This is a genomic window from uncultured Fibrobacter sp. (assembly GCF_937877005.1).
GTDB lineage: Bacteria > Fibrobacterota > Fibrobacteria > Fibrobacterales > Fibrobacteraceae > Fibrobacter.
The window spans coordinates 1-17311 of the sequence record NZ_CALEFV010000062.1 but is presented as its reverse complement, the minus strand read 5'-3'; the positions used below and the strand labels follow the sequence as shown (position 1 = coordinate 17311).

Here is a 17311-nt window from a genome sequence, read left to right as displayed (position 1 = left end):
CTTTATGTGGCCGTCGCCCGAGAGCTGGTAGAATCTGTTTCGGGATCTGTGGCTAAAAGTGAGGATGTATCTGCAGCCTACCTTGCCGCCCATAGCTTGCAGTTTTATTTGGAGGAGGGCGGCAATGGCTTTATCTGCCGCCTGGCGACGAATCGTTGCCGAGAGTGTCCGCTGCGGGAATACTGCAGCTATGTCGAGTGACCTATTTACTAAATTTCTCGCATGCATTCCTTTTCTCGATTAGCTTGGCGGACTGTTGCGGCTTTTGCCGTAGCCCTGCTTGTCGGCTGCGAAAAAGATGATATCCCGGTGGATTATGCCACGATTTCGTATAAGTCGATCCAGCCGGCATTGTTCTCGGACAAGTCCGTGCATAGAGAAGATGCTCCAGCATTAACGCGTGAATTGCAATACCGCTACGCGGTGATGCTCGGCGATACGCTTGACGTGAGCGTGCTTGAATTTCGAAGCGATGTCTATGCCCTGGATTACTACATGAATAGCGGCCATTTTCAGGGCAGTACCTCGATTCTCAGAGGAAATTTTCTGGAACAGAGCTTTCGCGCCGATAATCGCATATTCATTTTCAGGCATGACAGCTACCGCCGTTACGAAAGGGGCGATCTCGAAAACTTCGTGCGCAAGTTTCCCGGCTATCATGGAGGCTTCCCTCAGGAATTCCTGAGCCTTCCCTTCGAATATCGTGAACAGGGCCGAGCATCCATCCAGACTCGGTATTTCCTAGGAATCCAGTCGACCTTCCCCGTGCTGGTGCAGAGTTACCGAGACGGAAATCTCCGCTGGAATATTGCACGCAGCTGGGAACAGGTGGATGCCGAGGCATTTGACGCGTGGGCGGCCAAACTCAGGAAGATTGAACCGCAGGAAATATTCCCGGCGAACGACTGTGTCTATTTTGACGCAGGGGAAGGTGCCTATGGTATTGCAAGTCGATTGGCCGGTGGTCGTGTGGTCGTTGCTTGGGGTTATATGGCCTGGTTCGACCTAGAACATCGGTTCTTTACTGCCAGCGACCGCATTTACGAGGCTCGTTTTTAACTTTTATTTGTTATATTAAAATCATGGCTATTGAAAAACTTGCAGAAACTCTTTTGGAAAAGCTCCGTTTCATCACGCAGGCGGAGACTGTTATCGGTAACCCCATTCAGGCCGGAGAATCCACGGTCGTCCCCGTGAGTCGCGTGTCGGTTGGCTTCGGCTTTGGCGGTCACCAGAGTAAGGGTGACACGTCTGCCTCTGGCGGTGGAGCCTCGGTGGAACCGGTCGCATTCCTCGTCATCAAGGGCGACGACGTGCGCGTGATGCCCATTAGCAAGGACAGTTCGCTTGTATCGAAGGTCATGGACATCGTGCCAGACGTTGTGAACAAGTTCAAGAAGAGTGAAGACTAATATTTGAAAATTCCCGCTGGAGCCTGCTCTGAGCATGCGAACGGGCGGAAAAAACTGTTTGCAAAAAAGCCTCGGTGAAAACCGAGGCTTTTTGAATGGTTTTGATAAGGCTTGGGCTAATTAGCCGAGCACCTTTTTCTCAAAGTCGCCGAGGCAGTCGACGAGGGCCTGCACGCCTTCGACCGGCATCGCGTTGTAGATGGAGGCACGGAAGCCGCCCACGGAGCGGTGACCCTTGAGCTGCTGGAGGCCGCGGGCCTTAGCGAATTCAAGGAATTCCTTGGCGAGATCGTCTGCCTTGTCAGCGGCAACCACGTCCTTGTTGAACACGAACGGAACGTTCATGATGGAGCGGTCTTCCTTGGCTGCGGTACCGACGAACACCTTGGAGTTGTCGAGGGCGCTGTAAAGGAGAGCAGCCTTGGAGCGGTTCACCTTTTCGATAGCGTCAACGCCACCGAATTCCTTGAGCCACTTGAGGGTGCGGTTCATCACGTACACGGCGAATACCGGAGGAGTGTTGAACATGTTGGCAGCATCGATGTGGGTCTGGAAGTTGAGCATGGTCGGGATGGTGCGGTTCACCTTGCCGAGAAGACCCTTCTTGATGATAGTGACTGTCACACCAGCGCAGCTGATGTTCTTCTGGGCGCCGCCGTACACAACGCCGAAGTCGGACACGTTGATCTTACGGGCGAGGAAGTCGGAGCTCACGTCAGCCATGAGGAAGCCGGACTTCGGCTTCGGGAAGTTGTGCCATTCCGTACCGTAGATGGTGTTGTTGGCAGTCACGTGGAGGTACGTGGCGTTGTCGCTGAGCTTGAGGTTCTTGTCGATGCGGCTGTAAGTTTCGGACTTGGTGTCGCAAGCGGCGAGAGCGTTACCGAACTGCTTGGCTTCCTTGTAAGCCTTGTTTGCCCAAACGCCTGTCAGAGCGTAGTCTGCCGTAGCGTCCTGGTCGAGGAAGTTCATCGGGAGCATGCAGAACAGAAGGGAGCAACCACCACCGAGGAAAACGATGTCGTAGTCTTCAGGGATGCCCATCAAGTCGCGAAGGAACTGTTCGGTTTCGGCGAACATGTTTTCGATCGGCTTTGAACGGTGACTCATGGAGAGGATACTGATGCCGCTATTTGCGTAGTCGATGCATGCAGCAGATGCTTCCTTGAGTGCCTGTTCGGGCAGGACAGACGGTCCTGCGCTAAAGTTATAGACTTTATTTGCCATGGTTGTGTTCCTTTTTGTTTTGCCCCGCATGGTTTACGGGAACTCTTAAATTACGCGCGTAAAAATAGCAAAATACGGCTTTTTCGGCTACTGTTTTTTGATGTGAGATAAAACTCTTATGATGAACTGCAATGGGAATGCGATGGAACGCAAAAAGAAAATGGCAGACTTTCGTCTGCCATAAAATTGTCTCTGAATTCTGAATTGAACTACACGCCGAGGGCTTCGATTGCCGCTTGATACTTCTTGAGGCGGAACTTGGTCTTGAGTTCGCGGCGTTCCTGACGCTTGATGTACTTGTCGTCCATGAGCACATTCAGAATGGCGCTCTTGGCCTTTGCCATCAGCGGATTGCTCTTGAGAGTTTCCATGAATTTCACGAATTCCTTTTCACGGGCTTCGTAGTTCGCTTCTTCGGCGGGGACACCTTCGGCCATCAGCTTGCAGCTGTATTCATCGATCCATCCCTGATTCTTGTGGTAAGTCATTTTCTGAATCATGTCGACCATGTCGGCTGGGACGCCCATCGCGATGACTTCTTCGGGAGTCTTCTTGGTGGAGTCGGTTATCAGGTCCTGCAAGATGGCGAGTACCTGCACGTCTTCGGATTCACCCTTGTTCTTGAGGTAGTCCGCAACGTTCTGCAGAAAATCGATATAGGGGCCGCCAGCCTTGTCGGTCTGGTTCTTGTGGACGTCGGCGGCGATCTTGTAGGCGTCTGCGTAAGAGAGCATATTAATCCTTTTTTGTTTTTAAACTTGTGGGCGCATACGGCACCATATACCCAATATACATAAAGAAATTGGGGAAAAGTGTCTTGTTTTTGTCAAATTTTTTTAAAAAGCCTGCTTTTGGGTGTTTAGCGATCTCGATTGAAGCAAAGAGGGCTTTTTTGCCTAAGCGAGGAAGTTCTTTCCGAGAATCGCGGATACGTTTTTCAGGATTCCCTCGGCTACGTCGGGCTTGTTCATCGAGTACACATGCACGTTCGTGATGCCGTTCGCATATAGGTCGATGATTTGGTCGCTTGCGTAGATGATGCCGGCTTGCTTCATGGCCTCGGGATCGCTCCCGAACTTGTCGACGAGCGACTTGAATCGCTGTGGCATGAACGAGCCGGAGAGCTTGATGGCGCGTTCCACCTGGTTTGCGTTCGTGATGGGCATGATTCCGGGGAGTACGGGACAGGTGACGCCCGCCTCGCGTAGCTTGTACATGAAATTCAGGAACAGGTTGTTATCGAAGACCATCTGCGTGGTGAGGAAGTCGGCGCCCGCGTCGACCTTTTCCTTGAGGTGCTTGATGTCTTCGGCTTGTGTCCTGCTTTCGGGATGCTTCTCGGGGTAGCAGGCAGCGCCAATGCAGAAATCTGCATCGCTTTTCTTGAGTTCGCGGATGAGCTCCACGGCGTAGTGGTAGTCGCAGTTCTCGCGGCCGTTCTCGAGGAGCTCGGGGGTAAGGTCGCCACGCAGGGCCATCACGTTCTTGATGCCTGCAGACTTCATGTCCTCGATGCGCTGGTGCACGGTCTCCTTGCTGCTCGAGACGCATGTGAGGTGCGCGAGCATCGGAATGTTGAACTTTTCCTTGATGTTCTTTGCAATGTCGAGGGTATAGTGGCTTACGCCGCCACCGGCGCCGTAGGTGACGCTCATGAAAGAGGGGCCAAGAGCTGCAATCGCTTCTGTTGCGGTTTTCACGCTATCGAGGCTTGTTTCCTTCTTCGGCGGAAACACTTCGAAGGATAGGCTCATTTTGTCTTGTTTTAGAATGTCGACAATCTTCATAAAATTCTCCATGGAGCAGACCGGCGTTTAAGGTCTATGCAAATATGTTGATACGTGCATAAATATATGAAAAGTCTTGCTTCGTGGCAACTACCAGTTCTTAAACTTGTAGCGAGACCGCTTCAGTTCCTTAATGGAGTCCGTTTCATCTAGAACTTTATCGCAAATAATGGACTGTCCAATTTGTTTTCTGTAGGTAAGTTTGCCTACGATGGGCGATTTTTTATTGGAAGCCATCTTCTGTTACGGAATAGATATCGGTCTTGATGTCGAATCACCGATTTTGAACCCTCGGTCTTTTCATATCCAAACCTCATGATTTGCAGGACTGTTTTCAATATAGCAATAACCCCTAGAGGAGGTCATCTTTGAGTGATTATAGTCTTCCTCTTTTAGATAAGTTGCGTTTTTTTCTTGAAAAGTAGGGATAGGTGTACTGAGCGGCGCAAAAATTTGCTATTATTGGTGGCAACCCTGCAATGGGACGGGCTCGCGTAGCTCAGTTGGATAGAGCAGCTGCCTTCTAAGCAGGGGGTCGTGGGTTCGACTCCCGCCGTGAGTATAAAGTCTGGACACCGTTGGTGTCCAGACTATTTAATTTTTAGGGGAGGCGAACCCGGTTCGACTACGGCGTAAGGCGAGTGATGCGCCGGCAAGCTCGCTTGCCGACATATCCGAGCCGAAGCCGGAGCTACGCCGCGTAGCGGTGTAGACTCCCGCCGTGAGTACGAAAAGAGGTCCCTTCCGGGGGCCTCTTTTCATATTCCTGACATGTCTTGCGGCAATTACTTGAACATCTTTTGGAGTGTCGCTTTCATGTGGTTCATGTTGGCTTCGTCCAGTGTCTCGTAACGGTAGAATGTCCCGTCCTTCTGAACAAGGTAAACGACAGGGATGTAGCCCGTACCGTAGGCGGGCGCGAACTTGTAGTCGGTATCCTGAAATACGGGGATGACCGCATGGAATTCGTCAATGAACTTGCGAATGTCGTTCTTCTTGATGCCGCCGCCGAGTCCAATCGCGATGCCGGTAAGGCCTTTCGGTTCGTATTCCTTCATCAGGTTCTGCATTTCGGGAAAATGACGCTGGCAGTGCGGGCACTTGGGGCTGAAGTAATAGATGAGCAGGGGCTTGTTTGCGAAATGGCTAAATAGGATTCCCGGATCGCTGATGCCGACTAGAGGCTTGGAAAAGTCCATCTTCATGGGCTGGTTTGTGGTGGAATCCTGCATGAGCTGAATATTTGCCATCTGGGGCTGTTGTGCAAGTTGCGCAAAGGGGGCTACTGTCGCAAGGGCAATGACGCTCATGAATTTCGAAACAAATCGCATCGTGTTACCTATAGAATCAAAGTCTTAACGGCGGGGAAAACGACTATCTGTACCCGACGACATTAAAATACGAAAAAATAGCCCGATAAGACAGAAAATCCCCAAAAAAACGAAAAATTTAAGGAAAATCACATTTTTGCAACAAAAAAGATGGCTCGCGGACATTTCCTGCGGCTTTATGCTACAGGTTGTAGGTCGTGATGATGGAGTAGTGGGGTTCGCCCTTGCGAACTCCGTTCAGCGGAATGCTCACGTCGAACTTGTTGATGAGGCGGCTGATGGATTTGGTCTGGGCGAAACGGACTCCGAAACCGGCCAGGTAGATCAGGTCCTTGCGGTTGATGTCCTTCAGGTCCCAGGCTGTCTCGCCGACGCTCCCGAAGACCACGAGCACGGGCCGCATGGTGGCCAGCTCAAAATCCGGGAAGTAGCGCTGTTCCAGGTTTCCGAACACCCGTGCCTGCCCTGCATAGAATCCGGTGGGGAACCCGGCAAAGCCGTTGATGCCGCCCAGGGTCAACTGTCTACCCAGGCGGGCTTTTTCGTAGAAGTCCATAAGACCGGATAGTGCTGTAGAAAAGGAATTGTTGGGGTGGAAGATGTACTCGCCCGAGACCTTCCCGTAGTAGTCGTGGGGCTCGCCGTGGTCCAGGTAGAAGTTCATCTCGCTTTTCAGGGTCAGGTGGCTCATGCCGCCGCCCAGCATCATCTCGGTCCAGAAATCCAGCCGGATATCGTTGTTGTCGGAGCCCAGCTGCTCGTAGTTCTTGGAAACCTGGGCCTTGAGGAGGTAACCCTTCTCGATGTCCTCGGTCCACTTGACGTTGTGGAAGTTCTTGATTTTTTCGTAGCGGATATTGGAATACATCACGTAGGCGCCCAGACGGGAATCCTTCCGCTCCGGTAGCCACAGGTCCCAAGCCGCGGCGGAGTCAATGGCGTAGACCTGGTCGTCGTAGGTGAACTTGTAGCGGTACAACCGTCCTTTGCTGGCCGTTTCCCGATGGTAGTCGTAGGTGGCCCCCAGGTAGAACTTGCGGAGGCTCCCCCCAAAGGAGCGGCTGAACCTGAAGCTCAGTGAATCCTCGATAAAGTCCTCCACCTTCATGAGTTTCACCGTCTTGTCGCCATTGTATTCGGGCAGTTCCGCCGGCTGGACATCTTGTTGAGCCACCGTAAGATCTGCGTCGGTAGAAGCGGCCTCTGCATCAGCAGAAGAAGATGCAGGCTGGGTAGCGTCCACTTTCGTGGCCTGTGCTTCATAATCCACAGCCGAAAAATAGCGGAAAGCTCCCTGGGGCAGGTCCCCGCTCCCGTAGTAGTAGGCGTAACGCTTGTTTTTGAGACCCGCCAGGGTGTAGGCCCACTGGTTAATGCTCCGGCTCAAGAAAGGCAAGTACATCTGCCAGCTGGCCAGGTAGCCGTCGGTGTTGTAGCTGTACAGAAAATCCAGGTGGTTGTAGCGGAACAGGAAATGGGGGTCGCCGTATTCCACCTGCCACATGTCCCGGAACTCGTCGTGGCCGAAGTAGAACCCCAGCTTCTGCCCGAGGCCGAGGAAGTTGCTCTCCTGCACGCCGATACCCCAGTTCAGGTTGTCGTAGTTCCACTCGCTCCCCGAAAAACCGAAACTCACGGGCACCGACAAGGTCCAGTTGTCGCTGGTGTTCACGGTGGCGACGTTCTTGCCACCCTCGCTTGTAATGTCGATGCTTGCGTCCGAAAGGAAGTTCTGGCTGCGGAGGAACCGCTCCGCCTCCTGCACCTGTAACGGCGTCACCGACTCGCCCTCGTTAAAGAGCAGCAGTTTCCGGACCGTGGATTCCCGGGTCTCGATGTGAATCAGGTTCAAAAAGTCGTAGGCCCACTTGTCGTACTTGGTGTGGTACTTGGAGTCGTCAAAAGCGTCACCGATATTGTAGCGAATAGAATCGATCTTGAATGCGCCTGGGGTATCCTGTGCCTGGGCTAGGATAGCGAGAATGGCGATGAACAAGATAATGCGCATGGCGCATAATATAGAAAAGAGGAGTATTCAAAATCTAGCTTTGCTGTGAAAACTTTTTTATATTTGTGGAGGGGTGGCGGATGGCCGCCGGCAGCAATGCTGGAGGAAAGTCCGGGCACCGCAGGGCAGGATGCTGGATAACGTCCAGGCGTGGAAACACGACAGAAAGTGCAACAGAAAGTAAACCGCCGGCCGCAAGGCAGGTAAGGGTGAAATGGCGAGGTAAGAGCTCACCGCACTTCTGGTGACAGGAGTGGCACGGTAAACCTCATCCGGTGCAAGACCAAGCAGAATTCCGTTCACGCAAGTGAACCTGGGGCGGCCCGCACCAGCTGGAATTCGGGTAGGTTGCTTGAGGCGGTCGGTAACGGCTGACCCAGAGAGATGGTCATCGCCTCCGCAAGGAGGTACAGAACCCGGCTTACAACTGCCCCTTTATATGAAGGCCTCTGCGTTAAGCAGAGGCCTTCTCCTGTAATTCGGTGAATTGACTGGCTAGAAATCGAAGTCGGCGCCGATGCCGACACCGCGGCTGGAACGCTTGTAGGTGTTGATGCCGTATGTTTCGGTCTCTTCGGAATTGTTGTAGAGCGAATGGAAGTAGCCGACATTAAACTTGAGCCAGTCGGTTGCACGGAAGGCGAAACCGAAGCCGAAAGTCGTGTTGTCGAGAATGATGCTCATGTCGCTCAGGTATTCATCGGACAGGTGGTAGCGTGTCACCTGAACGCCACCGCTGATAGTCCAGCGAGTCAGGAAGTCGATTTCGACTCCGTAAAGGAATTCGTCGGTGCCATCGGCGTACTTTTCCTGGTCGCCCGGAAGGTCGGCGCTGGAGTCGAACCAGTGACCGTAACCGAGGCAGATGCGGGCGTTGTCGAGAATGGAATAGGCGATGCCTGCGTAAATCGAGGCGGGGATGTCGTTGTCACCCTTGACTCCATCTTCGAAGCTTTCGATGTTCACGTCGTTTTTCTTGGTGTCGTTTTCCATTTCGATGGCGGTATTGTATTCGAATTTGACGCCTATCGAAAGACGCTTGTAGTTGAAGGCTAGGCCTGCTACTGGGGTGATGCCCCAGCCAGTCTGAGTCACGTCAAGTTCCTTGTCGCCGACGGACTGGGCGATTCCTGCGAAGGTCTGCGATTTCGTTGCGTATTCGGTCGCCTTTGCCTCGTATTCAGCTGCGCTAGCCTTGTCGCCCTTGCTAGCGTAGAGCTTGGCGGCTCCTGCGGCTTGATCGGCGTATTCGGCAAATGTTTCAGATAATTCGTTGAAGGTCGCGGCTGCTTCGACCATGCTGCCGTCGAGTCCGAGTTGCTTGTTCTTCGGATTCACCTGAATGTTCGTGAGGCTTGCTTCGTAGTGGTTGTATGCGTAGCTGAAACGGGCTCCCAGGTAGGCCGCGAACATGTCGTGGATCTTATAGGCGGCACCGAGACCGAATCCAAAAATATAGGAGGTGCCCTTGAGCGAAAAATCGACATCGTAGGCTGTTGCCTCGAGACCATTCAAGGTGAGTGCTCCTGGAATTTGGGCAATGGCGGCCTCGAACGAGGGTATTCCCTTCTTGTAGTCGAGCTTTCCGCCGCCACCGGTAATGCCGAAATAGCCGGAAATAGCGAGGTTGCCGCGGTGCCAGGATGCGAGTAGACTCGGCATGACTGGAATTTGGGCCAAGCCCTTGAATTCCTTTTCTCCGCCGAAAAGGGGCGATTCCGTGTCAATGGTACGGGACTGCCAGAATGCCTGCGAATTTAGCGAAATGTGCCAACCGTCGTTCATGAAGGCTGTTCCGGCCGGGTTGTAAATCGGCGCGTCCGCTTCGGTGGTCGCGTATCGGGCGACGTTTCTCTGGTAGGCGATAGACTGGTTGGTGTTAGTATTTAACCCGCCTGCGATGGCAAAATGGGCGAAAATACAGAAAAGTATTGGAATTTTAATATTCATGTTCCTATCCTGGCTGGCTGTCAAAGTTAGAAACGTGAAAAAAACAGTCACTATATTTTTTAATGTTCTTTTTGTTGCATTTCTAAAAAACTATATTTAGAAACCTAATCGAGGGTTATTTCTTGAAATTTGACAAATTGAGCAAGTTGATTTTGCGCATAGGAATTGCGATAGGTGCCATAGCCATGCTCATGGGGACCATTCTGACAGTTGCCGTATGGAATCAGGGGTATTTCGTGGGGGCCATGATGATGATCGTGACGGGCGCCATCAGCGTGTTTCTCGGATTCAAGGAACTCCTGCAACCGACAGACGGCATTTTTCACTGGCAACCGCTCTTTTACAAGATTGTGCGACGCAGCTTTTTCTTCTTGAATGCGGTCCTGATCGGCCTGGTTGTCTTGACTGTAGCCCCGATGCTGGAATAATACGAAATATCTTTATTCTCTGGGCACGAAGTGCCATTCTCTCGTCTAATCAATGCACGCCATCTTCGTTGGCGGATTTTTTTTCACTGTACCAGAGTTGAATTTTCTCGCGAGCGTCCTCATCAAAAGCTTCCTTGTCCTTGAGGATGTTTTCGGCCATCTGTAATGTTTCTGCGATGAGTTCCTGGTCGTGAATCCAGTCGAACCAGCGGAAAACCCAGCTGCCGCTCTGTTCGTTGCCTTCGAGGTTGCCTGCGCCGCGCGTCTGCAGATCGAGCTCGGCTATTTCAAAACCATCATCGGTGTGGCTAAATTGTGTCAGGCGATCGAGCGTGTTGTCGCTGTCCGCGTTTTCGGGCAGCATTAGGAAACACCAGGCCTGAACATTGCCGCGACCGACACGCCCGCGCAGCTGGTGCAGCTGCGCCAGCCCGAATCGTTCGGGCTGGTCGATCGCCATGATGTTTGCTTCGGGAACGTTCACGCCGACTTCGATGACAGTTGTCGCCACGAGAATATGGACTTCTCCGGCGGCGAATCTCTTTAAAATTCCATCGCGTTCTTCTTCATCCATCTGGCCGTGAATGCCTTCCACGACAACGCTAGAATCAAAGGCGCGCAATTCGTTGACTACGTCGTCGACGCTGCGGGAATTGCCCTCGTCGTCGCTACCAACGCGGCTTACGATCCAGTAACAAAGATTTCCGCCCTTCGCCTCGCTGCAAATGAATTTCTTCATGTCGTTTCGTTTGTCGGGGCTTACAAGGCGCGTTTTGACGGGCTTTCTTCCTGCGGGTTTTTCCTTGATGGATATGACCTGCAGGTCACCGTACAGGGTCATGGCGAGGCTTCGCGGAATGGGTGTTGCGCTCATTACGAGCATGTCGGGATATTCGCCCTTGGAAAGGAGCGCTTCGCGCTGATTCACGCCGAATCGGTGTTGCTCGTCGATAATGACGAGGCCAAGTTTTGCGAAACATACGTCCTTGGAATAGAGTGCATGAGTGCCGATGACGGCCTGTGTGAGGCCCATCTGCAGTTCGCCTAGAATTTGTCGTCTTTCTGCTGCGGGGGTCGCCCCAACTAGAAGTTGGATGCGCATTCCGGCGGCCTCGAAGAAGGACTTCATTTGCTTGAAGTGCTGGCGTGCTAGAATATCGGTTGGCACCATCAATGCGCATTGCTCGCCTGCGCCGCATACGGCTAGCATGGCTAGCATGGCGACCACGGTTTTTCCGCAACCGACATCGCCCTGCAGCAAGGCGTGAAACTGCCTTTTTCCGTTGAGCCCGTCGATGATGCGGTTCAGGGCCGACTCCTGACCGCCTGTCAGGGAGAAGGGAAGCCGCGACTTCGCGGCCATGACATTGCCTAGGTCTATTTGCCTTTCATGGCCGCGCATCTTTTGGTTTTCGCGACGGCGGATCATGCGCAGGCAGAAGGGGAGCAGTTCTAGTATTTTGAGCTGAAATTTCGCCTTGCGTATTGAGTCAAAGTCTTTGGGCTGATGCAACACCCTCAGGTTTTCGAGTACGGGGGCGTAATGCAGATAGTTCGTCAGTTCCTTTGGGCAAATTCCAGGAAGAGTGAGTGCTGGAAAGTGGAATACCACGTTATACCAGTTGCGTAGCGATTTCTGTGTGATGCGCCCCTTGACCATTGCTTCAGTCATTGGGTAAACCGGTAGAATCTGCCCGTTGAATTTTTCGTCTCCATCCATGGGCTGCATGTCGGGGTGCGTCATCTGGAGTCCACGGTATTCGCCGACAACGCCCGTGGCTAGCCATCGAGTGCCCGGTTGTAAACGTCTACTTTGGTACGAGGTTCCCTTGAAAAAGGTCAGGGTGATTTCGCCTGTGCCGTCAGTCATGGAGGCAACGAATCTGCTTGAGCGGCCGCGCAAAACGCCCGCTCGCTGGATAGTGCCGATAATGACGGCGCGTTCTCCTACATGCAAGTTGCCGATGGGGGTCACCCTGGTCTGGTCCAGGTAGGTGCGCGGAATATTGTATAGGAAATCGGATAACGAAACAATTCCTGCCGACTTGAGGGCTTCCAGGCTCTTGGGGCCCATCTTGGGAAGATTGCTTAAATCCATCGTCGCTATTCTTGGACGCTCTTTTCGGCCTTAGCCTTGGCCTTATCGCGAGCGTTGTCTCCGATCAGATTGATGTTTTTCCAGGTGAATAGGGATACGGGATTGCCATTGTCGTCAAGAACTTTGAGCCCCTTGGTATCTATAGCTAGGACAAGTTCGTTAATCTTGGTGACGAGCTCGTTAATTTTTTCAATAGTTTCCGTTGTCTGCAGCATCTTGGAGTAAAGGGGATTAGATTCGATGCTGTCGATGACTTCGTTCATCCTTCTTCCACCATCGGAAAGAACTTTCAAAGCGCTATCGGCCATCTGTATCTTTTGGTTTATGAGGTCGGAAACAGCTTTAACGGTGGAATCTGTTTCTTGGGTGACGGAGACCAGTCCCTGAGTTGTGGCGTTCGCCTGTGCAAAAAGCTTGTTCAGGGCAGGTTGTAATGTTCCTATGTTCCTTTCGGCGCTAGCGAGGGTTCCCTCGATGGTCTGCATGATGTTCTCAAGTAGTTCCTTGGCGGAAGCGTGGGTCGAATCGCCTTCGGCGACGAGATGAATCACTTCGCGGATGGCGATAATCTGTTCATTGACATTTTCTATATACCGCAGCATTTCGGCAATGCCCGGCTCGAAATGCCCCTGATGGATGTAGTCGTTGGGAAGAACCTTACCCGTCTTGGAAGGAACTATTTCTAGCCTACGCTGGCCCATGAGCGCATAATTGACATTATTGAATTGCGTCCCTTCGCGAATGACCATTGGTTGATCTAGCTTAATCTGGATTCGCGCACGGTCGCCGAGCCAGTTAACCTGACCGATGGTTCCTACGTTATAACCGCGGACAACCACCTGGTCTTCGGGCTGCAGGGTTCCGAGTTCGTCAAAATCGACCAGAATAATCGTTTTCGCCTCGTGATGGGCATCCCACATGCTAAAGGCAATAAATGCGAAAAGGCATAGCAGGGCGATTAGCGATATGTAGCCGAGGGCTCGATCCGAAATCTTCATGGTGGGGAATATAGTAAAATAGTAGACTGTAGACGGCAGGGCGATTTGGCTTACCCTAAAACGCGCTTGATTTCCTTTTCGTCCGTTCGTCCCGCTTGGACGAGGCGCTGCGCATTTTCTGCGAGAGTTCCGTCTACATAGCTGCCGTCGGGTTTTAGAATTTCGGTAATGGCGGTTCTGCCCGCATATTGTTGAAGATGGGGATGTCGACACCGAACGAGGCGCTGTGCCATGATGCCGACTAGCGACTCCTGCAAAACATTTCTTTCGATGCCAAGGTCGCTCAATCGCGTCCAGGCGGCCTTAGCCGAGTTCGTATGTAGCGTTGATAAGACGAGGTGCCCAGTCTGTGCGGCACGTAGGGCTATCTGTGCCGTATCCCGGTCACGAATTTCCCCGACAAGGATGACATCTGGATCTTGGCGCAGTATGGCTCGAAGGGCGACTGCAAAGGTAAAGCCACATTTCTCGTTTACTTGTACTTGGGATGCGCCTGCGAGAGGATACTCTACGGGGTCTTCGATAGTCGTCACATTTATTTTTCGATGCAGAATTTCTCGGAGTCCCGCGTGCAGTGTGGTGGTTTTTCCGCTGCCAGTAGGTCCTGTTACGAGAAAAATCCCTTGGGGACTATTGAATACCCTTCGCAGAAAATGAAGTGCGGGGCGACTTAGTTGTAGCCAGTCCAGTCCTAGCGAGTTGTGTTCGTGGCTGTTATCGGAAAGGGGTAGCAATCTCAGGACGCATTTTTCGCCGCCTTGTACTGGGAGCGTGCTGACGCGAATTTTGGCGGTATGTCGGAAGCCGTTGTAGGCGAAACTCCCGTCATGCGGAATTCTCTTGTCTGTGATGTCTATTTCGGCTAGAATTTTCAGGCGTACAAGTACGGGTTCGCAGGCCCATAGCGGAAGTGTCTTGTATTCATTCAGAAGTCCATCGATACGGAGCCGTATCCGAAAAATTTCGTTTTCAGGTTCTAGATGGATGTCGCTAGCCTTACTTTCCATCGCGTCGTCCAAGAGAGTATCGACAAGGTTCACGATAGGTTCTGATTCCCAGGAACTCGTTCCGCTTGTTTCTGTGAGGGGAGAGACATCGTCATTGGTTGCGTTCAGCTTTTGCAGATGAAAAATTTCGGCGGAATTCTTTTTTTCAAGAAAAAACGTGTCGCCAAGTTCTATTTTCAGTTTTTCGAGCAGCAGTTCGTCACTGTCGTTGAGAACCGCTACGCGGTAGGGGGGTGCATCGTTCAGTAGAGCCGCATGGTGCGCTCTGCACCAATTTGTTGATATTGGGGAACTCATGGCGCGAAAATAAAAAACATCGTGAGTTCTGTGTGCAATAGATTGTTTGCAAAAAGTCCCGGAGCAATGCTCCGGGACTTCCTCTCTCTCTATTGTCTAAAATTAGTTCTTGCTACGCTGTAGCTTGTTTTTGATTTTGCCTGCGTGTTTTTTCACCTTGCTTGTAATGGCGTTCGGGAGCCAGAAGAAGGTCGGCACCAGGTACATGGTGAGGAGGGCGGACACAATCAAGCCACCCACCGAGGCGATACCCATAGGCTGGGTCATGGCGGCCACGTCACCACCCAGGGCGAAGGCCAGCGGAAGCTGGGCCACCACAGAGGCAAACGTTGCAAGTACAATGGGCTGGAACTTGGTCTTTGCAGCGGTCATAATGGCAGAGCGTCTTCCCATGGCACCGCTACGCAAGAGCCTGTTGGCTTCGTCCAGGAGTAGAATAGCGTTGTTCACCACCACACCGATAAGCATCACGATAGCCATCAGGGAAATCATGGACAGTGCTTTGCCGGTAAAGATAAGGGCAAGGAACACACCGATTGCACCCATCGGGATCGTCGTCATGATGATGAAGGGCTGGGCGAAACTTTCCAGGAGGGCCACCAGCAAGATGTAGGTCAGGATAATGGCCATGATGATAGCGGTAATGAATTCCTGCACCATGTCGTTCTGCATGTCGGCGTTACCACCGAAGCCGAAAGTGACTCCTTCCGGAACTTCGTCCTTCATGTCGGCGGTGAGCTTGCCCAGCTTACCCATGATTTCACCGGTAGTGTGTCCCGGCAACAGGTTCATGGAAATGTCGATACGGCTCAGCTTGCGCTTACGGTCAATTCGGGTCGGACCGGCACCGTCTTCCACGAAGAAGAGTTCGCTTGTATTCACGTAGCCCTTCGGCGTGAGAATCGGGAGTGTCTCGATATCGCTATGGCTCTGTCTGTCCTTTTCCTGCAGGCGGACATACACGTCGTATTCTTCACCGTCTTCGGTGTACTGGCCCGCTTCGTAACCGCTCACGGCGATGTAGTTGTAAGTGGCTACGGTCTTTAGGGTCACGCCGTAGTCGGCCAAGGCCTGACGGTTCGGAATCAGGCGGATTTCGGGCTTACCGGCTTCGTAGCTGGTCTTCACGTCCACGATACCGTCGATTTTTTCCTTGACGCGGTCCATGACGATTTCTGCAGCCTTTATCACGGAATCCTGCTTGAGGCCGCTCACTTCCAGCACCACGTCGCCACTGGAGTTGTTGCTCATTTCAGAAGCGGAGGTGGACTTGATGGAAATGTAGGCGTCAGGAATGTCTGCAAAGTAGGGGCGCAGAGAGTCCACGATCTGGTCGGTACTGCGGGTACGGCCTTCCCAGTCCTTCAGGAGCTTGACACGCATGGTCGCCTGGTTCACGGCCGTCATACCGTTAGAACCGCCAACATTCATGCTGTAGTGCTTGATTTCCGGCAGGTCCTTGATACGGCTTTCGATAATGCGGGCTACACTGTCCGTGGTTTCCACGTTGGTACCCACCGGCATTTCCAATTTAATGGCCATCATACCCTGGTCCTGCTTAGGAGCAAGTTCCACAGTCATCTTGTTTATGGCCATGTAGCCTACAAACATGACCATGGCCACGAGAGCCACAACCTGGAAAAGAACTCCGGGAATAGAAAGGCAGAAGGAAAGGGTCTTCAGGTATACGAAACGGATGCCGTTCAGTACCGTGGGGAAGATTCCGAAAATGCGTTCGCCAATAGAAGGCTTGTCTTCGATGATGTTGCCGTTCTCGTCCTTCTTTTTACCCTTGAACAGGTAGGCCGCCATAAGCGGGGTCAGGGTAAAGGTCATGATCAGGGACACCGCTGTCGCAAACACCATGGTCATACCGAAGGTGCGGAAAAAGATACCCACGATGGACTTCATGAAGGCAATCGGCACGAACACGCAGACGTTTGTGAGCGTGGATGCCATGATGGCGACCATGATTTCGGAGGTGCCCCTGTAGGCAGCTTCTTTCGGGTCCAGCCCGAGCTTCAGTTTTTCGTTGATGTTTTCAAGCACCACGATGGAGTTCGTCACCAATAGACCCACAGAAGAGGAAAGGGCCATGAGGGACATCATGTTGATGCCGAATCCAGCAAAGTACATCAGGGTAAAGGCGCCGATCACGGAAATGGGCATAGTCAGGGCCGCGATGATCATCGTGGAGAACTTACCCAAGAAGAGGAGCAACAGAATGGCCGTCAGGGCAATGGCAATCATGATGTTCTGAATCACGTTGTCAATGGATTCGTTCACGGCTTCACTCTTGTCGTAAATCAGGTGCAGCTCGAAACCTTCCGGAAGAGTCTTGTTGATTTCTTCCATGCGCTTGAGTACGCCTTTGGAAACATCCACCACGTTGGCGTCAGAGCGCTTCTTGATATCCAGTGCAATCGAGTTCACGCCGTTGAAGCGGGCGGCCGAGGTAATGGTTTCGATAGTGTCCTTGACCTTTGCGATTTCGGAAAGCTTGATGACTCCCTTGTTGGTGGGAATGTCCAGGTTCCGCATCTCGTCCAGGCTCTTGAACTTACCGGCGGTACGGACGGATGTGTTCTTGTGTTTGCCGATGACTTCACCCACCGGGTTGTTCACGTTGGTAGCACCATAGAGACCCATAATCGTGGTGATGTCCACGTTACGGTCAATCATCTTGTCCTTGTCCAGTTCAATGGAAGATTTATCTGATGATGAACTGTTTCCGTATGAGCTTGCATACATCGCCATCATATAGTAGT

Annotated in this window: 14 protein-coding genes, 1 tRNA gene, 1 other RNA gene and 1 pseudogene; 6 read left to right on the top strand and 11 right to left on the bottom strand. The window is 52.3% G+C overall.

Annotation, left to right across the window (positions count from 1 at the left end; genetic code table 11):
* From Q0628_RS03615 to Q0628_RS03605, 3 genes and pseudogenes are all read left to right on the top strand, one after another.
* Positions 1–201 (top strand): annotated as a pseudogene (locus tag Q0628_RS03615) (hypothetical protein); the annotation flags it as partial.
* A 21-nt stretch (positions 202–222) separates the two neighbouring features.
* Entirely contained in the window at positions 223–1059 is an 837-nt protein-coding gene (locus Q0628_RS03610) for a hypothetical protein (protein WP_298768234.1), read from the top strand.
* A 23-nt stretch (positions 1060–1082) separates the two neighbouring features.
* Positions 1083–1412 carry a spore germination protein GerW family protein gene (locus Q0628_RS03605; protein ID WP_298768232.1) on the top strand — a complete coding sequence of 110 codons (330 nt, stop codon included), beginning with the start codon at positions 1083–1085 and terminating at the stop codon, positions 1410–1412.
* Between the two features lie 120 nt (positions 1413–1532).
* Here the strand turns inward: Q0628_RS03605 and serC are convergent, their stop codons facing one another.
* The 4 genes from serC to Q0628_RS03585 all read right to left on the bottom strand — a co-directional run bounded on the left by serC (position 1533) and on the right by Q0628_RS03585 (position 4663).
* The gene (gene serC, locus Q0628_RS03600; RefSeq protein WP_298768230.1) at positions 1533–2639 is read right to left on the bottom strand and encodes a 3-phosphoserine/phosphohydroxythreonine transaminase; all 1107 of its coding nucleotides are present in this window, start codon (positions 2637–2639) and stop codon (positions 1533–1535) included.
* Between the two features lie 209 nt (positions 2640–2848).
* Positions 2849–3373: a hypothetical protein gene (locus tag Q0628_RS03595; protein WP_298768228.1), complete on the bottom strand. Its 525-nt coding sequence runs from the start codon at positions 3371–3373 to the stop codon at positions 2849–2851.
* Positions 3374–3535: 162 nt separating this feature from the next.
* Positions 3536–4426 (bottom strand): methylenetetrahydrofolate reductase [NAD(P)H], encoded by an 891-nt coding sequence (gene metF / locus Q0628_RS03590; protein ID WP_298768226.1) that lies wholly within the window; start codon positions 4424–4426, stop codon positions 3536–3538.
* Between the two features lie 90 nt (positions 4427–4516).
* Positions 4517–4663, bottom strand: coding sequence for a hypothetical protein (locus Q0628_RS03585; RefSeq protein WP_298768225.1), 147 nt, complete (start codon positions 4661–4663; stop codon positions 4517–4519).
* Positions 4664–4914: 251 nt separating this feature from the next.
* Here Q0628_RS03585 and Q0628_RS03580 point away from each other — a divergent pair.
* Positions 4915–4988, top strand: a tRNA-Arg gene (locus Q0628_RS03580).
* Positions 4989–5211: 223 nt separating this feature from the next.
* Here the strand turns inward: Q0628_RS03580 and Q0628_RS03575 are convergent.
* Together Q0628_RS03575 and Q0628_RS03570 are read right to left on the bottom strand one after the other, a co-directional pair.
* Positions 5212–5757, bottom strand: coding sequence for a TlpA disulfide reductase family protein (locus tag Q0628_RS03575; protein ID WP_298768223.1), 546 nt, complete (start codon positions 5755–5757; stop codon positions 5212–5214).
* A 181-nt stretch (positions 5758–5938) separates the two neighbouring features.
* Entirely contained in the window at positions 5939–7765 is a 1827-nt protein-coding gene (locus tag Q0628_RS03570) for a hypothetical protein (RefSeq protein ID WP_298768221.1), read from the bottom strand.
* Positions 7766–7833: 68 nt separating this feature from the next.
* Between Q0628_RS03570 and rnpB the strand changes: the two genes are divergently transcribed.
* Positions 7834–8205, top strand: an RNA gene (gene rnpB / locus Q0628_RS03565) — RNase P RNA component class A.
* A 55-nt stretch (positions 8206–8260) separates the two neighbouring features.
* Here rnpB and Q0628_RS03560 read toward each other — a convergent pair.
* Positions 8261–9715 carry a hypothetical protein gene (locus Q0628_RS03560; protein WP_298768219.1) on the bottom strand — a complete coding sequence of 485 codons (1455 nt, stop codon included), beginning with the start codon at positions 9713–9715 and terminating at the stop codon, positions 8261–8263.
* A 137-nt stretch (positions 9716–9852) separates the two neighbouring features.
* Here Q0628_RS03560 and Q0628_RS03555 point away from each other — a divergent pair, with 137 nt between their 5' ends.
* Complete coding sequence (locus Q0628_RS03555) at positions 9853–10143, top strand: hypothetical protein (protein ID WP_298768217.1); 291 nt, start codon at positions 9853–9855, stop codon at positions 10141–10143.
* A gap of 49 nt (positions 10144–10192) precedes the next feature.
* On the opposite strand, the gene Q0628_RS03550 is transcribed toward Q0628_RS03555, so the two are convergent.
* The 4 genes from Q0628_RS03550 to Q0628_RS03535 form a co-directional block, all read right to left on the bottom strand.
* Positions 10193–12241, bottom strand: coding sequence for an ATP-dependent DNA helicase RecG (locus tag Q0628_RS03550; protein WP_298768215.1), 2049 nt, complete (start codon positions 12239–12241; stop codon positions 10193–10195).
* Positions 12242–12246: 5 nt separating this feature from the next.
* A complete protein-coding gene (locus Q0628_RS03545; RefSeq protein ID WP_298768213.1) occupies positions 12247–13239 on the bottom strand; it encodes an MlaD family protein in 993 nt (330 codons plus the stop codon).
* Positions 13240–13289: 50 nt separating this feature from the next.
* Positions 13290–14543, bottom strand: a complete 1254-nt coding sequence (locus Q0628_RS03540; RefSeq protein ID WP_298768211.1) for a GspE/PulE family protein — start codon at positions 14541–14543, stop codon at positions 13290–13292.
* A 102-nt stretch (positions 14544–14645) separates the two neighbouring features.
* The coding region (locus Q0628_RS03535) for an efflux RND transporter permease subunit (RefSeq protein WP_298768209.1) at positions 14646–17311 on the bottom strand (2666 nt) is incomplete at its 5' end.